This window comes from Desulfatiferula olefinivorans, from assembly GCF_054657895.1.
In genome coordinates this window covers 356297-370840 of the sequence record NZ_BAAHXV010000001.1, presented here as the reverse complement: position 1 = coordinate 370840, position 14544 = coordinate 356297, and the positions used below count along the sequence as shown (strand labels likewise).

Annotated in this window: 17 protein-coding genes; all 17 read right to left on the bottom strand. The window is 62.4% G+C overall.

Annotation, left to right across the window (positions count from 1 at the left end):
- Positions 1–49: 49 nt before the first annotated feature.
- Positions 50–505 (bottom strand): GPW/gp25 family protein, encoded by a 456-nt coding sequence (locus tag ACYQ11_RS01530; RefSeq protein ID WP_459921964.1) that lies wholly within the window; start codon positions 503–505, stop codon positions 50–52.
- The gene (locus ACYQ11_RS01525; RefSeq protein ID WP_459921963.1) at positions 505–1476 is read right to left on the bottom strand and encodes a hypothetical protein; all 972 of its coding nucleotides are present in this window, start codon (positions 1474–1476) and stop codon (positions 505–507) included. Before ACYQ11_RS01525 ends, ACYQ11_RS01530 begins: the two co-directional genes overlap by 1 nt.
- A gap of 12 nt (positions 1477–1488) precedes the next feature.
- Positions 1489–1776: a hypothetical protein gene (locus ACYQ11_RS01520; RefSeq protein WP_459921962.1), complete on the bottom strand. Its 288-nt coding sequence runs from the start codon at positions 1774–1776 to the stop codon at positions 1489–1491.
- Positions 1777–1786: 10 nt separating this feature from the next.
- Positions 1787–2053: a PAAR domain-containing protein gene (locus tag ACYQ11_RS01515; RefSeq protein WP_459921961.1), complete on the bottom strand. Its 267-nt coding sequence runs from the start codon at positions 2051–2053 to the stop codon at positions 1787–1789.
- Between the two features lie 2 nt (positions 2054–2055).
- The gene (locus ACYQ11_RS01510; RefSeq protein ID WP_459921960.1) at positions 2056–2430 is read right to left on the bottom strand and encodes a hypothetical protein; all 375 of its coding nucleotides are present in this window, start codon (positions 2428–2430) and stop codon (positions 2056–2058) included.
- The gene (locus tag ACYQ11_RS01505) at positions 2423–3190 is read right to left on the bottom strand and encodes a glycosyltransferase (RefSeq protein ID WP_459921959.1); all 768 of its coding nucleotides are present in this window, start codon (positions 3188–3190) and stop codon (positions 2423–2425) included. The genes ACYQ11_RS01510 and ACYQ11_RS01505 overlap by 8 nt, the downstream gene beginning before the upstream one ends.
- An 11-nt stretch (positions 3191–3201) precedes the next feature.
- Positions 3202–4251 carry a phage baseplate assembly protein V gene (locus ACYQ11_RS01500; RefSeq protein ID WP_459921958.1) on the bottom strand — a complete coding sequence of 350 codons (1050 nt, stop codon included), beginning with the start codon at positions 4249–4251 and terminating at the stop codon, positions 3202–3204.
- 15 nt (positions 4252–4266) lie between these two features.
- Complete coding sequence (locus ACYQ11_RS01495; RefSeq protein ID WP_459921957.1) at positions 4267–4593, bottom strand: hypothetical protein; 327 nt, start codon at positions 4591–4593, stop codon at positions 4267–4269.
- On the bottom strand, positions 4580–5011 hold the full coding sequence (locus ACYQ11_RS01490; protein ID WP_459921956.1) for a YcbK family protein: 432 nt from the start codon (positions 5009–5011) through the stop codon (positions 4580–4582). Before ACYQ11_RS01490 ends, ACYQ11_RS01495 begins: the two co-directional genes overlap by 14 nt.
- A gap of 13 nt (positions 5012–5024) precedes the next feature.
- The gene (locus tag ACYQ11_RS01485; RefSeq protein ID WP_459921955.1) at positions 5025–6290 is read right to left on the bottom strand and encodes a phage late control D family protein; all 1266 of its coding nucleotides are present in this window, start codon (positions 6288–6290) and stop codon (positions 5025–5027) included.
- 98 nt (positions 6291–6388) lie between these two features.
- Positions 6389–6679: a LysM peptidoglycan-binding domain-containing protein gene (locus tag ACYQ11_RS01480; protein WP_459921954.1), complete on the bottom strand. Its 291-nt coding sequence runs from the start codon at positions 6677–6679 to the stop codon at positions 6389–6391.
- Positions 6676–7146: a CIS tube protein gene (locus tag ACYQ11_RS01475; protein WP_459921953.1), complete on the bottom strand. Its 471-nt coding sequence runs from the start codon at positions 7144–7146 to the stop codon at positions 6676–6678. The genes ACYQ11_RS01480 and ACYQ11_RS01475 overlap by 4 nt, the downstream gene beginning before the upstream one ends.
- A 2-nt stretch (positions 7147–7148) precedes the next feature.
- A complete protein-coding gene (locus tag ACYQ11_RS01470; protein ID WP_459921952.1) occupies positions 7149–7460 on the bottom strand; it encodes a DUF7768 domain-containing protein in 312 nt (103 codons plus the stop codon).
- Positions 7461–7467: 7 nt separating this feature from the next.
- Positions 7468–11373, bottom strand: a complete 3906-nt coding sequence (locus ACYQ11_RS01465; protein WP_459921951.1) for a phage tail tape measure protein — start codon at positions 11371–11373, stop codon at positions 7468–7470.
- A 145-nt stretch (positions 11374–11518) separates the two neighbouring features.
- The gene (locus ACYQ11_RS01460) at positions 11519–12196 is read right to left on the bottom strand and encodes a T4 family baseplate hub assembly chaperone (RefSeq protein ID WP_459921950.1); all 678 of its coding nucleotides are present in this window, start codon (positions 12194–12196) and stop codon (positions 11519–11521) included.
- A gap of 16 nt (positions 12197–12212) precedes the next feature.
- Positions 12213–12659, bottom strand: a complete 447-nt coding sequence (locus ACYQ11_RS01455; protein WP_459921949.1) for a phage tail protein — start codon at positions 12657–12659, stop codon at positions 12213–12215.
- Positions 12660–12685: 26 nt separating this feature from the next.
- Entirely contained in the window at positions 12686–14542 is a 1857-nt protein-coding gene (locus tag ACYQ11_RS01450; protein WP_459921948.1) for a phage tail sheath C-terminal domain-containing protein, read from the bottom strand.
- Positions 14543–14544 lie beyond the last annotated feature (2 nt).

Below are 14544 nucleotides of genomic sequence, written 5' to 3'. Positions count from 1 at the left end.
CAAGTGGTTCCACCGGACGAGCCGGACGAGCCGGACGAGGACCCGCTTGTTACTTACCGGCGACGGCGCGGAACTGTCGGGGCGGAGCGGATTGGCGCGGTTCGCGGTAGAAGGGATAGACCAGGTTGCCTTCCACCTGGCTTTGGATGACGCGATAGGCGATGCTGACCGGAAGAAGGTTGCTGTCCTTATTGGAGGGGGAATCGTCGAAGGACACGCCGGTGATGACGACCCGTTTCTCCCAGCGCTTCACGGCGTCGATCACGTAATGGCGGATCAAGCCCTTCAGCACCTCGTCGTTCGGTTCGAACACCAGGTCCTTGAGCCTCGATCCGAATTCCGGGCGCATGAAGCGTTCACCCGGCCGGGTGCCGAGAATCTGGATGATGCTCTCGTGGATGTGTTCGTGTTCGGTGGAGGTGGCCGAGGAGACCTGTGCGCCTCCGGACCGCCGCTGAAAGCGGAAGGGGAACTTCAAACCGCGTCCGAGGAAGTCCAAGGCCATCAGTCACGCTCCTCGCAGATGCAGCCGGGCGGGCTATCCGAACCTGGGTCTCCATTGGAGCCCTCGTCGTCCGGGAAATGAATGACCAAGTCCAAGCCGTTCGCCATGGCGACATGGATCGTGCCGTCGGCCTCGATGACGCCCTTGTGACCGCTTTCCACGGCTGCGAAACCTTTAGCCCCGCCGGGTACCAGACGAACCTCGACATCCTCTCCCACGCCTTCGATGCGGGAAATGCCGAGCACCACAGAGGTGCCCGCGGGATTGCCGATCATGGCTGTGCGCTCAAGTTGGAAGACATCCATCCGGTATCCGCCGGGCAGCTCGATGCGGTAGCGCCCTTGCGCGGTCTGTATCGGATCGATGTCCAGGGGAAGCCCTTTGATCCCGGCAGCCTCGTGGGTCACACGCACCGCCTCGGGCTTGAGCACAAGCTCCCGTCCGTCGGGAAGCGTCACCACGCCGCCGCGCGCGGGTTCGAGAAGGCTCACAGATCCATCCATGCCGATGGCCGTCAGTCTTCCGTCCGGTCCCACCCGAACCATGACGCCGTCGGCGAGGGTGAAGATGCGTCCTCCGTCGGGAAGATCTCTCACGGCGGTGCCGGCCGGCATGGCGACAAAGGGGTCAAAGTCCGGCGGCGTGGGTTGATCCACGACCTGCATGTATTGCTGCGCGCTCTCGGCGTGCGCCTCCAGTACCGTTTGAGCTTCCGCCCGCAGGGCTTCGGATGCGTCGTGACTCTGCTGCAGGATGCCTTTGATCTCGGCCAAGCTGTCTCGAATCTGCCGAAGATAGGGCTCCTCGCCTTCACCGTCCGTCACGCCGAGCCCGTCGGCGAGCAAGCGGACCAACGCCATGATCTCGTAATGGGACGGCGACGAACTGGTCTGCTCGATGATCGGCCCGCCTTCCTCTCCGTAGCCATATCCGTACCCGTATCCAAAACCCTCTTCGTCTAACCTCTCCATGACGAATATCTCCTATGATGGAATGCCATATCCGCCTCCGCTTTCCTCGACCACTTCGACCTGGATGTAGCGGACACTGTCCCGCGCTGGAGAATCGTAGACCATGATGACCGTCGCTCCGACACTCCAGCCGAGTTGCACTCGTCCTTCCCAGTCGACCCAGGCAATGTCCGAATTGACGGATTCGTACTGCAATTCGCCCTGGGGGTTTCCACGGATCGAAAGGGGGATCGACATGGACCACCAACTGCGGGTGACCCGGATCGATTTTGGAAATACATCCCAGTAACGGAAATCCATTCCTCGCTCCTCAATTGTCGTCGGTGTTCAGGCTGCCGGTCACGATGATCGCTCCACAGGCCGTGATGTCGCCGATGCGGGCGTTGGGCAGCCCTTCGGTCGCGGTGTCGAAACTGCCTGTCACGATGGGGGTCACGCCGTGCCCTGGTATCGGGCAGACGTGTAGGTCGCCCAGGCGCGCCGCCGGTCTTCCGTTGACGACCGTGCGAAGCGCCCCGGTGATGATCACTCCGCCGTGGCTGGAGATATCGCAGAGTCTCGCCTGGGGTCTCGCCATGGTCATTTCCCCGTCAGGAGGTGGATCAGAAAGCCGACAATGCCGCCCACGACACCGCCGACGGTCAGCACAAGCCCAACCACCTTCCACATCGTCTCGACGCCCATCTTCTCGTTCATGCCCGATTGCAGGTTCTTGATGTCATCGGTATGACGGCGCAGGTCGTCCTGGATGCTGCGCACCAGAAGGTCCACGTTCTCCTTGTCCGACTTTTTCTCGATCTCGCGTTCAATCTTCTCAAGGCGCGCCTGGATTTCCCGCCGGTGGTCTTCGAGGATGGTGCGGAACTCAGCCCGCCAGGATTCAAAGGTGCGCGCCAGGAGATGTTCACTTTGCTCCCAATTACACGGTGTGTGGCCGAGTTCACGTTCATCCATCGGGGTTTCTCCTTTTCAATGAGAATCGCTCGTGAATCTGAAGATCGACTTCGAAGCGCTCGGACAGGCCACGACGTTTCAAAGCCCTTGAAATGGCCTCCCGAGACCAGTGGACCTGCTCCAATCTCATCTCTTGGGAAACGGATTTAGGATGGATACGATAATGGTAAAGAGGTTTTTGGATGCGACGGATCTCTGTGATTTCCGATAGGCGCAAGCAAAGGTCGTAATCCTCGGCGCATCTGAATTCGTCGTCGATGCCGCCTGCCTGCTCGAAAGCCGAGCGTCGGATGAGGCGAAAATGGAAGGTCATGAAATCGAGAAGCAGTCGATCTTTGGAATATGGAATTCGGCAGCGCCTGCCGTAACTCTTGACCTGGTCGGATGTGTCGATGACCTGGTAGTCCGTATAAACCATTCCGACCGACGGGTTACCATCTAAGGCCGCGACGGTTTCTTCCAAAGCCGTTGGAGCGAGCATATCGTCGCTGTCCACCCAGCACAGGTATGGTCCGAAGGTATCCGCCAAGGCGGACTTCAAAGACTTGACGGCTCCTCTGTGGTCATAGGCAGCGAGGCGGACCCGGCTGTCCTTTTTGGCGCATTCGATGGCCACTTTCGCAGTCCTATCACTTGAGCCATCGTCCCAAACGAGGAGGTCGAAATCTTCGTAGGTTTGGGCAAGAACGCTTTCGATGGCTCTGCCGATGTAGCGCTCGCGGTTATATCCGCGGATGACTATTGAAACGGATGGATGCATAGATTCTTCCTCTAAGGGTTGATCAACACCTTGTTCGTCGAGCGGATGACGATGTTCCCCATGACGGCGTCCATGAAGATCACGCTTCCGGATTTATCAGTGGCTTGAATGCGTTCCCGGCCGGCAGCCGCGTTCATCACGACGACCTGGCCGGCTTTGTCCGTGAGGCGGATCATCTCGGTCCCGGCGGTGGAATCGATGAGTATTTCCTGCGTGCCGCAGAGACCCCAGATGTGCACCTTCTCTTTGCCCTTGGTGGTGTCGATGAGAATCTTCTGCCAGCGGGCGCGGGACTTGTCGCAGGACTGGATATGGATCTTCTCCTTGTCCTTCCACGCCTCCCAGCGCACGAACTGGCGGCACAGATCGGTGATCTCGATGCGGGCCTTCTGGTCCTTGATATCCGAGTCGATGTCGAGCTGGTCGCCCTGCTCGGCGTCCTTGGTTCCCCGGCGGCGCGCGTTGCCGGTCTGAACGTCGCGCTTCACGCGGCATTCCATGTGAAGAATCTGTCCGGCCCTGTCGATGACCTTGAGGAATTCCTCCTCGTCCCGGTCGTCGAGAACGATGGTGTGGCCGGTCTCGGTCTTGAGCAGCACCTTGCGGCGCGGACAGTAGTACGGCGGGTGGCCGTGGTGTTTCTTGTGCTCCAGGTCGTCCCGCCGGTCGGGTTTGTGCTCGAGCTTGTCCTCGCAGTCCTGGCAGGTCGGATCGGAACACAGGCGCTTCGATTCCTCCGGTTGCTCGCCGGGGTTGCTCTTGGCCAGCCAGACGCCGGACCAGATCGGGTATTGGACGTTTCCGCCCTCGAACTCGGCCCAGACGGACGCGCCTTCCTCGGGGACGAGAAACACGCCGATGTTTTCGTTGCCGCCGTAGGCAAAGCACGGCCACGCCCAATCCGACCAGTTCTCCTTGCCGGTGCCGAGCACAGCCGGAATTTCGAGCCGGCAGCGGCCGAGCCGCTCCGGATCGTTGTTGTCCCGCAAGAAGGCACGGTACTTTCCGTACCAGCGATTCTTGTAGCGTTCCTCGTGCTGACGGTCTTGTGTCTCGATCACGGTTCGTCCCCCGGATTATTTCAGCGGCAGAACGCCCCGCAGCACCTCGCGCACGATGCGGGTGACCGTTCCGTCCGGCGTCTTCTTCGGATCGACTTTGGCCACGGCATGACGCAGGGCGTCCTGCGCCGCGGTGTCGAGCTTGAGTTCCTGGCCGGCGACGCCGGTCTTGACCTCTTTCGCGCCGACCCGCTCGATGACGCCGATCACCGCTTCCAGTGCGGCGGCTTTGGCCTGGCCCCAGGCGGTGAGCTTGATGACGGTGAGCAGGGTCACGATCAGGGTCGCGATGAGTTCCTTGTGGTTCAGGATGAAGGTCAGAATCTGTTCAAACTGCTGCATTGCGGTCACCTCCGTTGGTTTTCATGGCTTCTTCGAACGACACGTATTTCCCGCCGAGATGGCCCCAACGGGTCCGTCCCTCGCGGATGTCGACGTGGATGAATCCCTGCTCCGGGTAGACGCCGATCCCGCCCTCGCGGAAAGCCGCCACCCGTTCGGCGAGTTCGTACATCCCGGCGACGGACAAGCCCTTGATCCCGATGTCCGCGGCGTGTCCGAGCAGATGTCGACTCTGTTTCGCGCCGCCCACCGCCCGGTTGTGCTCGGGGCAGCGGTAGCCGCTGGTGATGCGGACGGGCGCGTCCGCAAGATCGCGGAGCTGCTGGAGCGCATCCACCAGGCGTGGATCGATCTCGGCCCTGCCGCAGCACCGGCAGGCGAACTCGCTCCTCGAGAAATTCCGGCTCAAATCTCCCATGCGCTTTCCCTCCTTAAAGCCTCCGCCCGCTGTCCGCGTCGATGGTTACCATCGGCGGTGGCTCTTCCTTCGGCGTGGTCGGCGCTTCCTGGTCGTTCTGCTTGCCCTTGGCCTCGTCCGACTTGTCGCCGGCCCCTTTGCCCAGGGCGTTTTTCTTGAGTTTCAGTTCGCAGTGATATCCGCCATCGCCGAAAGCGTGGCGGACCGAATGGCAGTAGTAGACGCCCGAGAATTTTCGGCCCACCCCCTTGACCTCCACGTTCTGCTTGGCGCGCAGCGCGGGGATGCCGATGGTCACCGCGTCGGCTTCCACCTGGCGGAGCTCGGCCTCGCGGAATTTCCCCTCGGAAAGGTCCTGTGCCGGTTCCTGCCGGGGCTCCTCGTGAAAGCCCTCGGAACGGTCAAAGGTGGGGACCACCTGCCCGGACTCCTGCTCCTTGAACGCCCCCTCGCCGGTATTCCCGTCCACCAGGTAGGTCCGCTTACCGAGGGACGTCCGCTCCGGGGTGGTCTCGTTGTTTGCCTTGTGCTCGACCGGCTCCTTCTTGCGCGGGTCCACGCCCACGGCTTTGGTCTCGACGCCCGCGCCCTTGGCCCCCTGTGATTGCGTCGAGGGGCGAAAGGAACGCAGAACGCCCTTGCGGTCGGTGAAATACTCGAGGATCGCGGCGGGCTTCTTGTCCAGATCGCGGGGATGGAAATGCAGCTCGTCGTCCTGGATGTAGAAGACGTATCCGGTGACGCCGTCGCCGTCCTTGTCGCGCGCCTTTCCGGCCAGCTCCTTGAGGAACTGGGCGTCGGAAACGTTGCTCTGGGCCACGCGCAGATGGCGGGCTTTCGTGGGCGTGACCACCGGAGTAAGGCCGTTGGTCCCTGCGATCTCTTCGGCGATCTCGGAATAGAGGATGCCGGGTGCGGGTTTCTGCCAGACCTTCTGATTTTCCTTCCCGGCCAGCTTGAAGCCTTTGTCGTAGGCTTTGATGCGGATCGTCGGGTCGCCGTCCTCCGGGAAGTCGTAGTCGATGTCCTTGATGACTGCCTTCTTGCGCGGTGAGAGGTTGCCGACGTACCCGAAACGGGCGACGATCTCGTTGCCTTCCTGGAACAGGGGATCGTCGACGAACTGGAGGTTCCGGTCGGTGACCGCGAGCTCCAACACGTCGAGTTCCTCCTCGTTGTCCTCGAAGACGAACGAGGTGATCTCCTGCGTGATATCCGCCGAGAGGGTCTGCCCCTCGATCTGGATCAGAAAGGTCGGTTTGAAGGTGTCGATATCCATGCGCCGGTCTCCAGTCGGCCCGCCCGAAGGACGGGTTCCACCGGATACTTACCGGCGCGCGGCGCGAGGTGTCGGGATGGATGGATGAGTCCGGGGACTCAGTCCAGAAGCCGCATGCTGACGTGTTCCGCCGAGGGGATGCGCAGGATGGTCCCCGGCGTCAGCTCCATGGGAAAGAAAATGTCGTTGTAGTCGCAGATGATCCACCAGAGATCGGCCTGTCCCAGATAGCGATGGGCCAGCAAATCGACCCGGTCCCCCTCGATCACCGTGTGAAACCGGTCGTCGTGGCGTGGCTTGCCTGCGGTCGGAAGACGTGTGCCCAGGAAATCTCCGTCTCCCGACGTGTAGAGAATGGATGCCGCGTATCTGGATCGACGTCCGATCATCCGCGCACCTCCGAATAGTCCACGGACTGGTCGATGTACTCCTCGAGCATCACGTCCACTTCGGCGTGCTGGGGCAGCAGGTTGTCCCGGTCGAACATGTGGAAGAACCTGACCTTTACCTGCCGGACGACGCAGAGCACGCCCGGGTAGAGGTCTCCGAACATGAAAAGCACCCGGTGCGGAGCGTTCTTGAGCATGGTTCCGGCGTGTTCGGGATAGAGCAGGGAGCGCAGCCAGTCCACCGACTCCTTTACCGCCCCCTTGAAGAAGACCAGTTTGAATCCGATCTTGCGCGGTTCGCCGGCCACGTACTGGTAGCGGGGATGGCTCATGCCCGGAATCTTGATGGCCGCGTAGGCCGTGCTCTTCTCGTCGACGATGTCGTTCGGGTTGTACTGGAAATCGAGGTAGTCGCCCGTGTCCACGTCCACCAGATACGCGGTGATCTCTTTTTGGTCCCAGGCCACGGCTACAGCACCTCCAGATCGACCACTGGCTTGCCCAGACGCCGGGCATGATCGACTTCCCGGCGCATGCCGTCGGAAAGGCCTTCGCCGGTGAACACCCAGACCTCGTCGCAGAACTCCATGAACGTCAGGCCGCAGGCGATGCCTGCCTCGCGTTCGGAGGTCTTCCCGTCATCCAGGAAGCGCGTGTAGAGAAGGTGCGGCGCGAAAGGCGCGCAACCGCGCTCCACCGCTTTCCGGCAGAGCCTCTTGGCGGTCGCCGTGTTCCGGAGAACATCCCCGGCGTACCGGCTGCAAATGAATACCCGTTTCATGCGTTCCTCACAGCGTTTCGTAGTTCTTGATCTTGCGCTCGCGCAGGTCCCGGTACACGGAACGGGCCACCTGCCGTCCGTCGAGCAGCGTGGTCACCGACACCTCAATGGGCCGCTCGCCGAGTTGCTCCAGTTTCGCCAGCAAGGATTCGAGCACCGGGCGAAGCGTCTCTCCCGAAGGCATGCCGGGCGGGCCGGACTCCTGACCGAGCGCTCCTTTGGTCTCACCGAGTAGACGGGCCTGGCCGGTGGGAAGAGAAGCGGCCGGTCGCTCCATCGGAACCGCCGCTCCGGTACTTTCCAAGGAAGAGGCAAGCGTCGGAGCTTCTCCCGCCATGACCGGTGTGAGCGCCAGGGCTCCCGCCAACATTGCCGGAGCGGCGATCTTGCCGGTCAGCCCGGTCATGAACCCGAATGCGCGGGTCATGGCCTCGGCGGGTGCGGACGCCGCCTTGGTGATGCCTCCGGCCAGGGTCTGGATCAGCGCCGCACCGCTTCGGGTCAAGTCCGCGAGCGGGCCTTCCTTGGCATCGGAGAAAGGCAGCAGATTCCGCACGAACGAAAGGGCCGACTTGGCGGCTTGGTACGGCGCGCTCACGGCGGACTTGATGCCGTCGCCCACCGCGGTCATGAACGCCCTGCCGCTCTCGAACGCCGAGCCCGCCAACGAGGACACGCTGGACGCCAGAGACCCGAAGGCGCTCGATGCGGTGGTCCTAATTTGTTCCCATGCGGACGATGCGACCGACGCCAACCCCTCGAACGGGGCTTTGATCCACTCCCAGGCGCTCTGCGCCATGGTCTTGAGGGTGTCCCATGCCGTCGACGCCGTTCCGGTGATCCGGCTCCAGGCGGAGGCAGCGCTCCCGGCGATCCAGTCGAAGGACGCGGAAAGGAACGACCAGGACGATTGGAACAGCGAACCGATCCGGTTCCATCCACCCTGCAGAAGGTTGGCGATTCCATCCCAGGCCGCGCCGACAGAGGTTTGAACCCGGTCCCAGGCCGCTCCCGCGGAACCGGCGATCCACGAAAAGGGCGTGCTGACGAGCGACCAGGCTGTGCGCCCGACGTTGCCGATGTCGGTCCAGAGTCTTGACGCCGCGTGCTCGATGCCGTTCCAGGCAGTCCCGGCCGTAGACAACATCCAACTGAAGGGCGCGGCCAACACGCCAGCAGCTCCACGACCGAGCGCCGTGAGCCCGTTCCAAGCGTTCGATGCCGCAGTGCTGACAGTACGCCAGACGGCGGACGCGGCCTCCGCTCCTTTTCTGAACGGCCAGGTGATCGCGGAGAGGATGCCGCCTCCCATGCTTTTCAAGCCGTCCCATACCCAACGGACCGCGCCCAGCATTCCTTGCAGCGCCAGACCCAGCACCTTGCCCGGCAGGGAGAGGACGCCGAGCATTCCCTTGGCCAGTGTTTTGAGGATGGCCGCTCCCGAGCCGGTGAGGTCCGACAACGGACCGGTTTCCGCATCGGAAAACGGCAGGAGACTGCGGAGCCACCCGAGAGCTTTCTTGAGCCTCTCGAACGGATAGGTGACCGCCGACCAGATGCCGTTGCCGACGGCCACGAGGATTGCTTTGCCCGCCTCGAAGAAAGTCGTGTCGCCGGAAAGGAATCCCCGGACCGCGCCGAAGACATCGGCCAGCGTCCGGACCAGAGGCAGGTTCATGAAGGCTGCCGCCAAAGCCGATGCCGCTGAAACGAAAAAACTTCCGACGGCGGAAAAGAGTCCCTTGATGAAATCCCAGACGCCGACGATCACGTCCCGGGCCCAGCGGAACGGCGTTGCCAGGAAATCAAAGACCGCTCCACCGATGGCCTTGAGCCCGTCGAGCACGGAGAGGTCGCCGGTGAGCACCCGCCAGACCGTGTAAACCACCCGGGCCGCGGCGCGGAGTGCCTCGACCAAAAGCCGGACCGGCAGAAAGAACTTGTAGATGAACTTCCCCGCCTCGATGAAAGCGGTGACAATGGTCTTGCCGAGCCAAACGACCGCGCGCACGACCCAAGCGACCACCGTGATGACGGCCACCATGTTGTAGATGACGAACTTAAGGAGATAGGCTCCGACCTTGGCGATCACACCGAGCACCGTGCCGAGGGTCTCGCCGAGACTCCGGTAGGAGGAGGCATCAGCGGAAGAGGCCGCCAAGCCGAAGATTTCAAGGACCGAGAAGATCGCTTTGTACAGTGTGCCGTAAGCCTGCATGAGCGCACGGACTGCGGGTTCGAGAATCGCCCTGATCTTTCCGAACGCATCGGAGAAGGCCTGCCACAAGCCGGTCAGAAACTGGCGCACCCGGTAGTAGATGCGAAAGACCGTGACCACCAGTCCCATCAGTCCGGCCTGTTCGAGCTTCTGCGCCAGGTTGGCTGACATGGTCCCGGCTCCGCCGGAGAGCGAGGTGGTCAGCGCCCGGATTCCCTGGAATACGAGTTGCACCTTTTCCCACGCGCCGAGGATGGTGTCCCTGATGCCGGCGAAGTTGGTCTCCCAAGCTCGTTTGAGGAGATAGACGGCGAGCACCACACCGCCGATGATCGCGACCACTGGAAAGAAATATGCGGCGAACGTGCTTCCCACACCGGCGATTGCCGCGCCCATGGCGGCAAGCCCCGCCTTGATGGCGGGGAGCATCAGGCCGATGGTCCCGGCCGCAGCGATCACTCCCCCGACAACGACCAGCACGGCACCCAGGGCCATGGACAAGGTCAGGAGGACCCTGGTCAACCCCGGCATCGAACGTGCGAGCTTCTGGAAAAACAGGACAGCCTTCGATATCCCCTGGATGATCGGCGTGACCACGGGCAGGAGCGTGCGGCCGAGGATTTCAGCGAGGTTTCCGACCTGCTGGCGTAGGAGCTGGAACTGACTGCCGATGTCCATGTTCATGGCCCGCGCCATTTCTTCGGTGACGGCGGTGCCGCTCTTCATCGCGTGTTCGATGGAGCTGATGTTGCCCTCCAGGGACTCCATCCCCTGGGACATCTGGAGCAGGAACTTCACCGCCTCATCGGAGCCGAACGCCTTCTTGATCTGCACCTGGGCGGCGGCCTGGGACAGGTCCGGGAAGCGCGATTTGATCTCCTGGAGAATGGGGATGACCCCCTTGAGTCTCCCCGTGGAATCCACGAAGGACAGCCCCAACTGCTCACCGGCTTCCGCCGCCTTCATGATGAAAGCCTTGTAAAGCGTTCCGGCTTCCGAACCGGGCATGGTGGTCTGCAGTTGTCCGAGAATGGCGAGTTGTTCCTGCAGCGGAATGTTGGAGGAGGCTGCCACCGCGCCGATGTTTTTGACGGCTTCCGCCATCTGCGCCCCTGTGGTCTTGAACGACGCCACGGTCTGGGCCATGGCCCCGGAGAAGGCCTTGGCCCACTCCATGTCGGTCATGTCCGCCATGATCGGCTTGAAGATGCCGTACCCGGTGGTGAAAGTGCCGACCATCTCCTGGATGCTGGCCTTGGTGGCTTTGGCGGTGAGCGCGGCCATGGCGGAGAATGTGCCCACGGCTTCGTCGCTCAAGCCGGCGAGCGCCGACTTTACGTCGTAGGCCGCGCTGATGAACTCGCCCTTGCTGTACCCGGCCCAGGTGTTGGTGAAGCTCTCGGCGGCGTCCTCGAGAGCGCGAAGGTCCTTGGTGCCGAGCGATGCCATCTCGCCCAGGGCTTTCTGGGTCGCGGCGGTGGAGGCCACGAGTCCGACAGGCACGGCCATGAGCGCCAAGCCCGCGCCGATCATCATGGTGCCTTTCTGGATTCGGTCGAGATTGCGCGTCATGCGCTCGCTGGAGGCGGCCACCGTCGCGTCCAGCGACTGCATGGACGACTGGACCCGGCCCGCGTTCTGCGAGAACGCGTCCTTCATCGAAACGATGATGCCGAGTCCAAGATCTCCGTTCATGTGCGCCTGCGCTCCAGTTCTTCACGCTCAAAAGCGAGCTGCCGCTCCAGGGCCTCCACGAATTCGCGGCGGACCGAGAGCGGCAGCGCCCGTGTTTCCGAGAAACTCCAGTGGAGCCCGCCGTAGGCGAGGAAAAACGCGTCCCTTACAAGCGAACTCCGGGGAACAAAAAACCCGGTTCCGCCTCCAGCCGCGTGCGGGTACGCATCCCGCAGGATTCGCAGTCGGTCTCCACGGTTGTGTCGACACCCGCGTCCACCCGCAGCATTTCCTGCCGGAGGGCGCTTCGGTCACGCATCGACATATCGTTCATAAGCTTCTTGGTCGGCTGCGCGCCGTCAACGTCGATGATCCGGATCAGCATGGCCGAGGAGATGGAAGGCTCCTTGAGAGCGGCCAGGCGTTTTTCCTTGTTGCCGTCCAGATAGCTGAACCGGACCTTGCGCCCGGAGCCGGGGAGCGTGAAAGCGAATTCCCTTTCCTCTCCGTATGGCGTGACCTCCAGCTCTTCCAGGTTGACCGTGACGGCGTTCGACGCCCGGCAGGCGGTGTTCGGGCAGGTTAGTTCCAGCTCGACCTCGTCGCCGAGAGAGACCTGACGCAGGCGGACCAGAATGAACAGCCGGTCCCCGGAGAGGAGGTCGAGCACGTCCTTCACCGTCGGTTCGTCGTTGTCCCCCAGCCGCACGATGCAGTTCTTGAGCGCCTGGTTGACGGCGTCTCCCGTCCGGATGAGACGCTGGTTGGTGAGCAGTTCCTCCTCGGCTCCGGTCATCTCCCGGAGCTCGATCTCGAGGCCGCTCGGCAATTCAAAGGTGTGCATGGTCTACCTCCTTGGATCAGGTCCAATACTGAAAGCAAATGGCGAGCTTCTCGATGGTGTTGTCCGTGTTCGCGCCCTCGAGTTCGTCGTACTCCAGAACCTTGATCCACGCGCCGTGCAGGGTCCACCGTCGCGTTTCGTTGCCGGTTCGGTCGTAGCGGACGAGGTCGATGTCGCGCATGTAGTCGTTGGGCAGGCCGCCGACCACGGCGTTGACGTCCACCTGTTTCTTGATCCACTCCCTGGCGGCCTCGTCGGAACCGTCCTGGAGAATCCCTTTCTCCAAAGTGATGTCCTCGAACTTGACCCGTCCGGCCACCTTCTGGTCGAACATGGAACCGGCGGGCGCGAAAGCCACTTCGTCGAACTCGGTCTTGGGTTCCTGGCCCTTCTTGAAGAGCGCCACGTCGAAGCCGTTCACCTCGACGGCGAATTGCCAGTTCTGATACAGACTCTTGGGCATGTTGCCGCTGCGCATGACTTACCTCCTTACCCGGTCTTGAATATCTCTTTGAAATCGGCCCCCGTGGCGGTGAGCACGAAGTTGAGCTCGACGAATTCCGCCGTCTTGGTCGGCTTGACGAAGACGCGCGCCACAAGTTCGTTGCGGTCGATCACGGCCGGGGTGTTGGTCTCCTCGTCGCATTGGACGGCGAAGTCGTAGAGCCCGCCCTTGTCCTTGATGTCCTGCATGAAGGGGTTGATCAGCCGGATCAGCGCGCGCCAGGTCTGTGGATTGTTTGGCTCGAAGACCACGAAACGCGAGGACTCGGCGATGGCCTCTTCGATGAACATCATCAGCCGCCGCACGTTCACGCGGTCGAGAGCCGATGGCTGGCTCTGCAGGGTCTTTTGGCCCCAGATGTTGATGCCGCTGTCGGGGAAGGAGGCGATCACGTTGACGCCCTCGGGATAGAGCACATCCCGCTCGCCCCGGCTGGTTTTGTAGCCCAGGGACAAGGCGTTGAAGACCCGGCCGCGGTCGATGCCCGCGGGCGCGTACCAGACGTGGGTCTTCTTGTCGCTGCGGGCGTAGCACCCGGCCACAGCTCCGCTGGGCGGGACGAGTTTGCGCTTGCCGGTTACCGGATCGTTGATCTCAATCCATGGATAGTAGAGCGCCGCATAAGACGAGTTGAAGGCACCGTGGGAATACATTCCCTGGCCCTTGCGGAAATCCACCGCTTCCAGGGGTTCAAGGTGAATAGGCGTTTCGGCGAGGAGCATGAGGTCCTGGCGGTTTTCCGCATAGGTGACGCCGGCGTGAATCACCTCGGCGGTCGTGACGCCGGGAACCATGATCAGGTTCAGCGCGTCGATTTCGTCGAAGGCGTAGAAGCCGGTGTGCTGGGACGGATCGCCGGAGTAGTCGGCATCGTCGAGCCCGGTAAGACCGTCGTCTCCTCCCGAAAGATCGAACATCCCGATCACCGGCCGGTCCGACGGAAGGCCGGATGCGGTTCCAAGGTCCTCGACGGTGATGAAGTCCGACCGTTCGTTTACAGCCAACTCGACATGGTTCGGAGCCGCTTCGTCCATCGAGAGGTCCTTGAAGACCTCCACAATTTCACCCTTGTGGCGGACCACCAGGTTGAACGCGACGGTCGGATCGAGAGAACCGTCTTCGACCTGGACGGAGAGCCGCGCGCCCCAGGTTCCTTCATCGGCCGCGCGCACCTTGAGCGTGTCCAGCGCGTCCATGCCTCCGGACAGGTTCGCCGAGGCCGCAACTTGGACGATGCCCGCGTCCTGCGTTTCCGCAGTGACCAGCGCGGAGGCCTCCGGAGTCCCGGAGACGGCCGCGACCACCTGGTCCGCGGTGGAAGCCGGATCGCCCGCCCCGTCGGTCGCCAGATTGACGGTGATCGCCTGCCCCAAGACTTCAACGGACAGCGGCGTATCGTTTCCCGATGCGACGAGTTCGACGGAGACGGCGTTTCCCGCGGCCCCCGGCTGAATCGCCCGCCACGCAATGCGATCCGATCCGATGGTGCCGGATGCGAGCGTTGCCGTCGCTACGCGCCGGTCCTTGAGGACGACCTGGGCTTTCACGGCGGTCAGGGTGTTCCGATCCGTGGGGTCGGTCAGATGGGCGATGCGGTTCACGAAAAGGACGGAGCCGCCGTTGTCGAAGAACGCCCTTGCGGCGTAGGCGAGGTATCCGGCCTGCAGGTAAGAGCCGAACTTGTTGATGAACTGCTCCCAGCTCGTGACCAGAACGGGCTTATTGATAGGGCCGCGTTCGGCCACGCCCACCATGCCGCAGGAGGAGGTGGATATCTGCTTGACGTAAAAGCTGAAGTCGACTTCGCGGGTATAGATGCCCGGTGAAAGATACGTGCCCATGG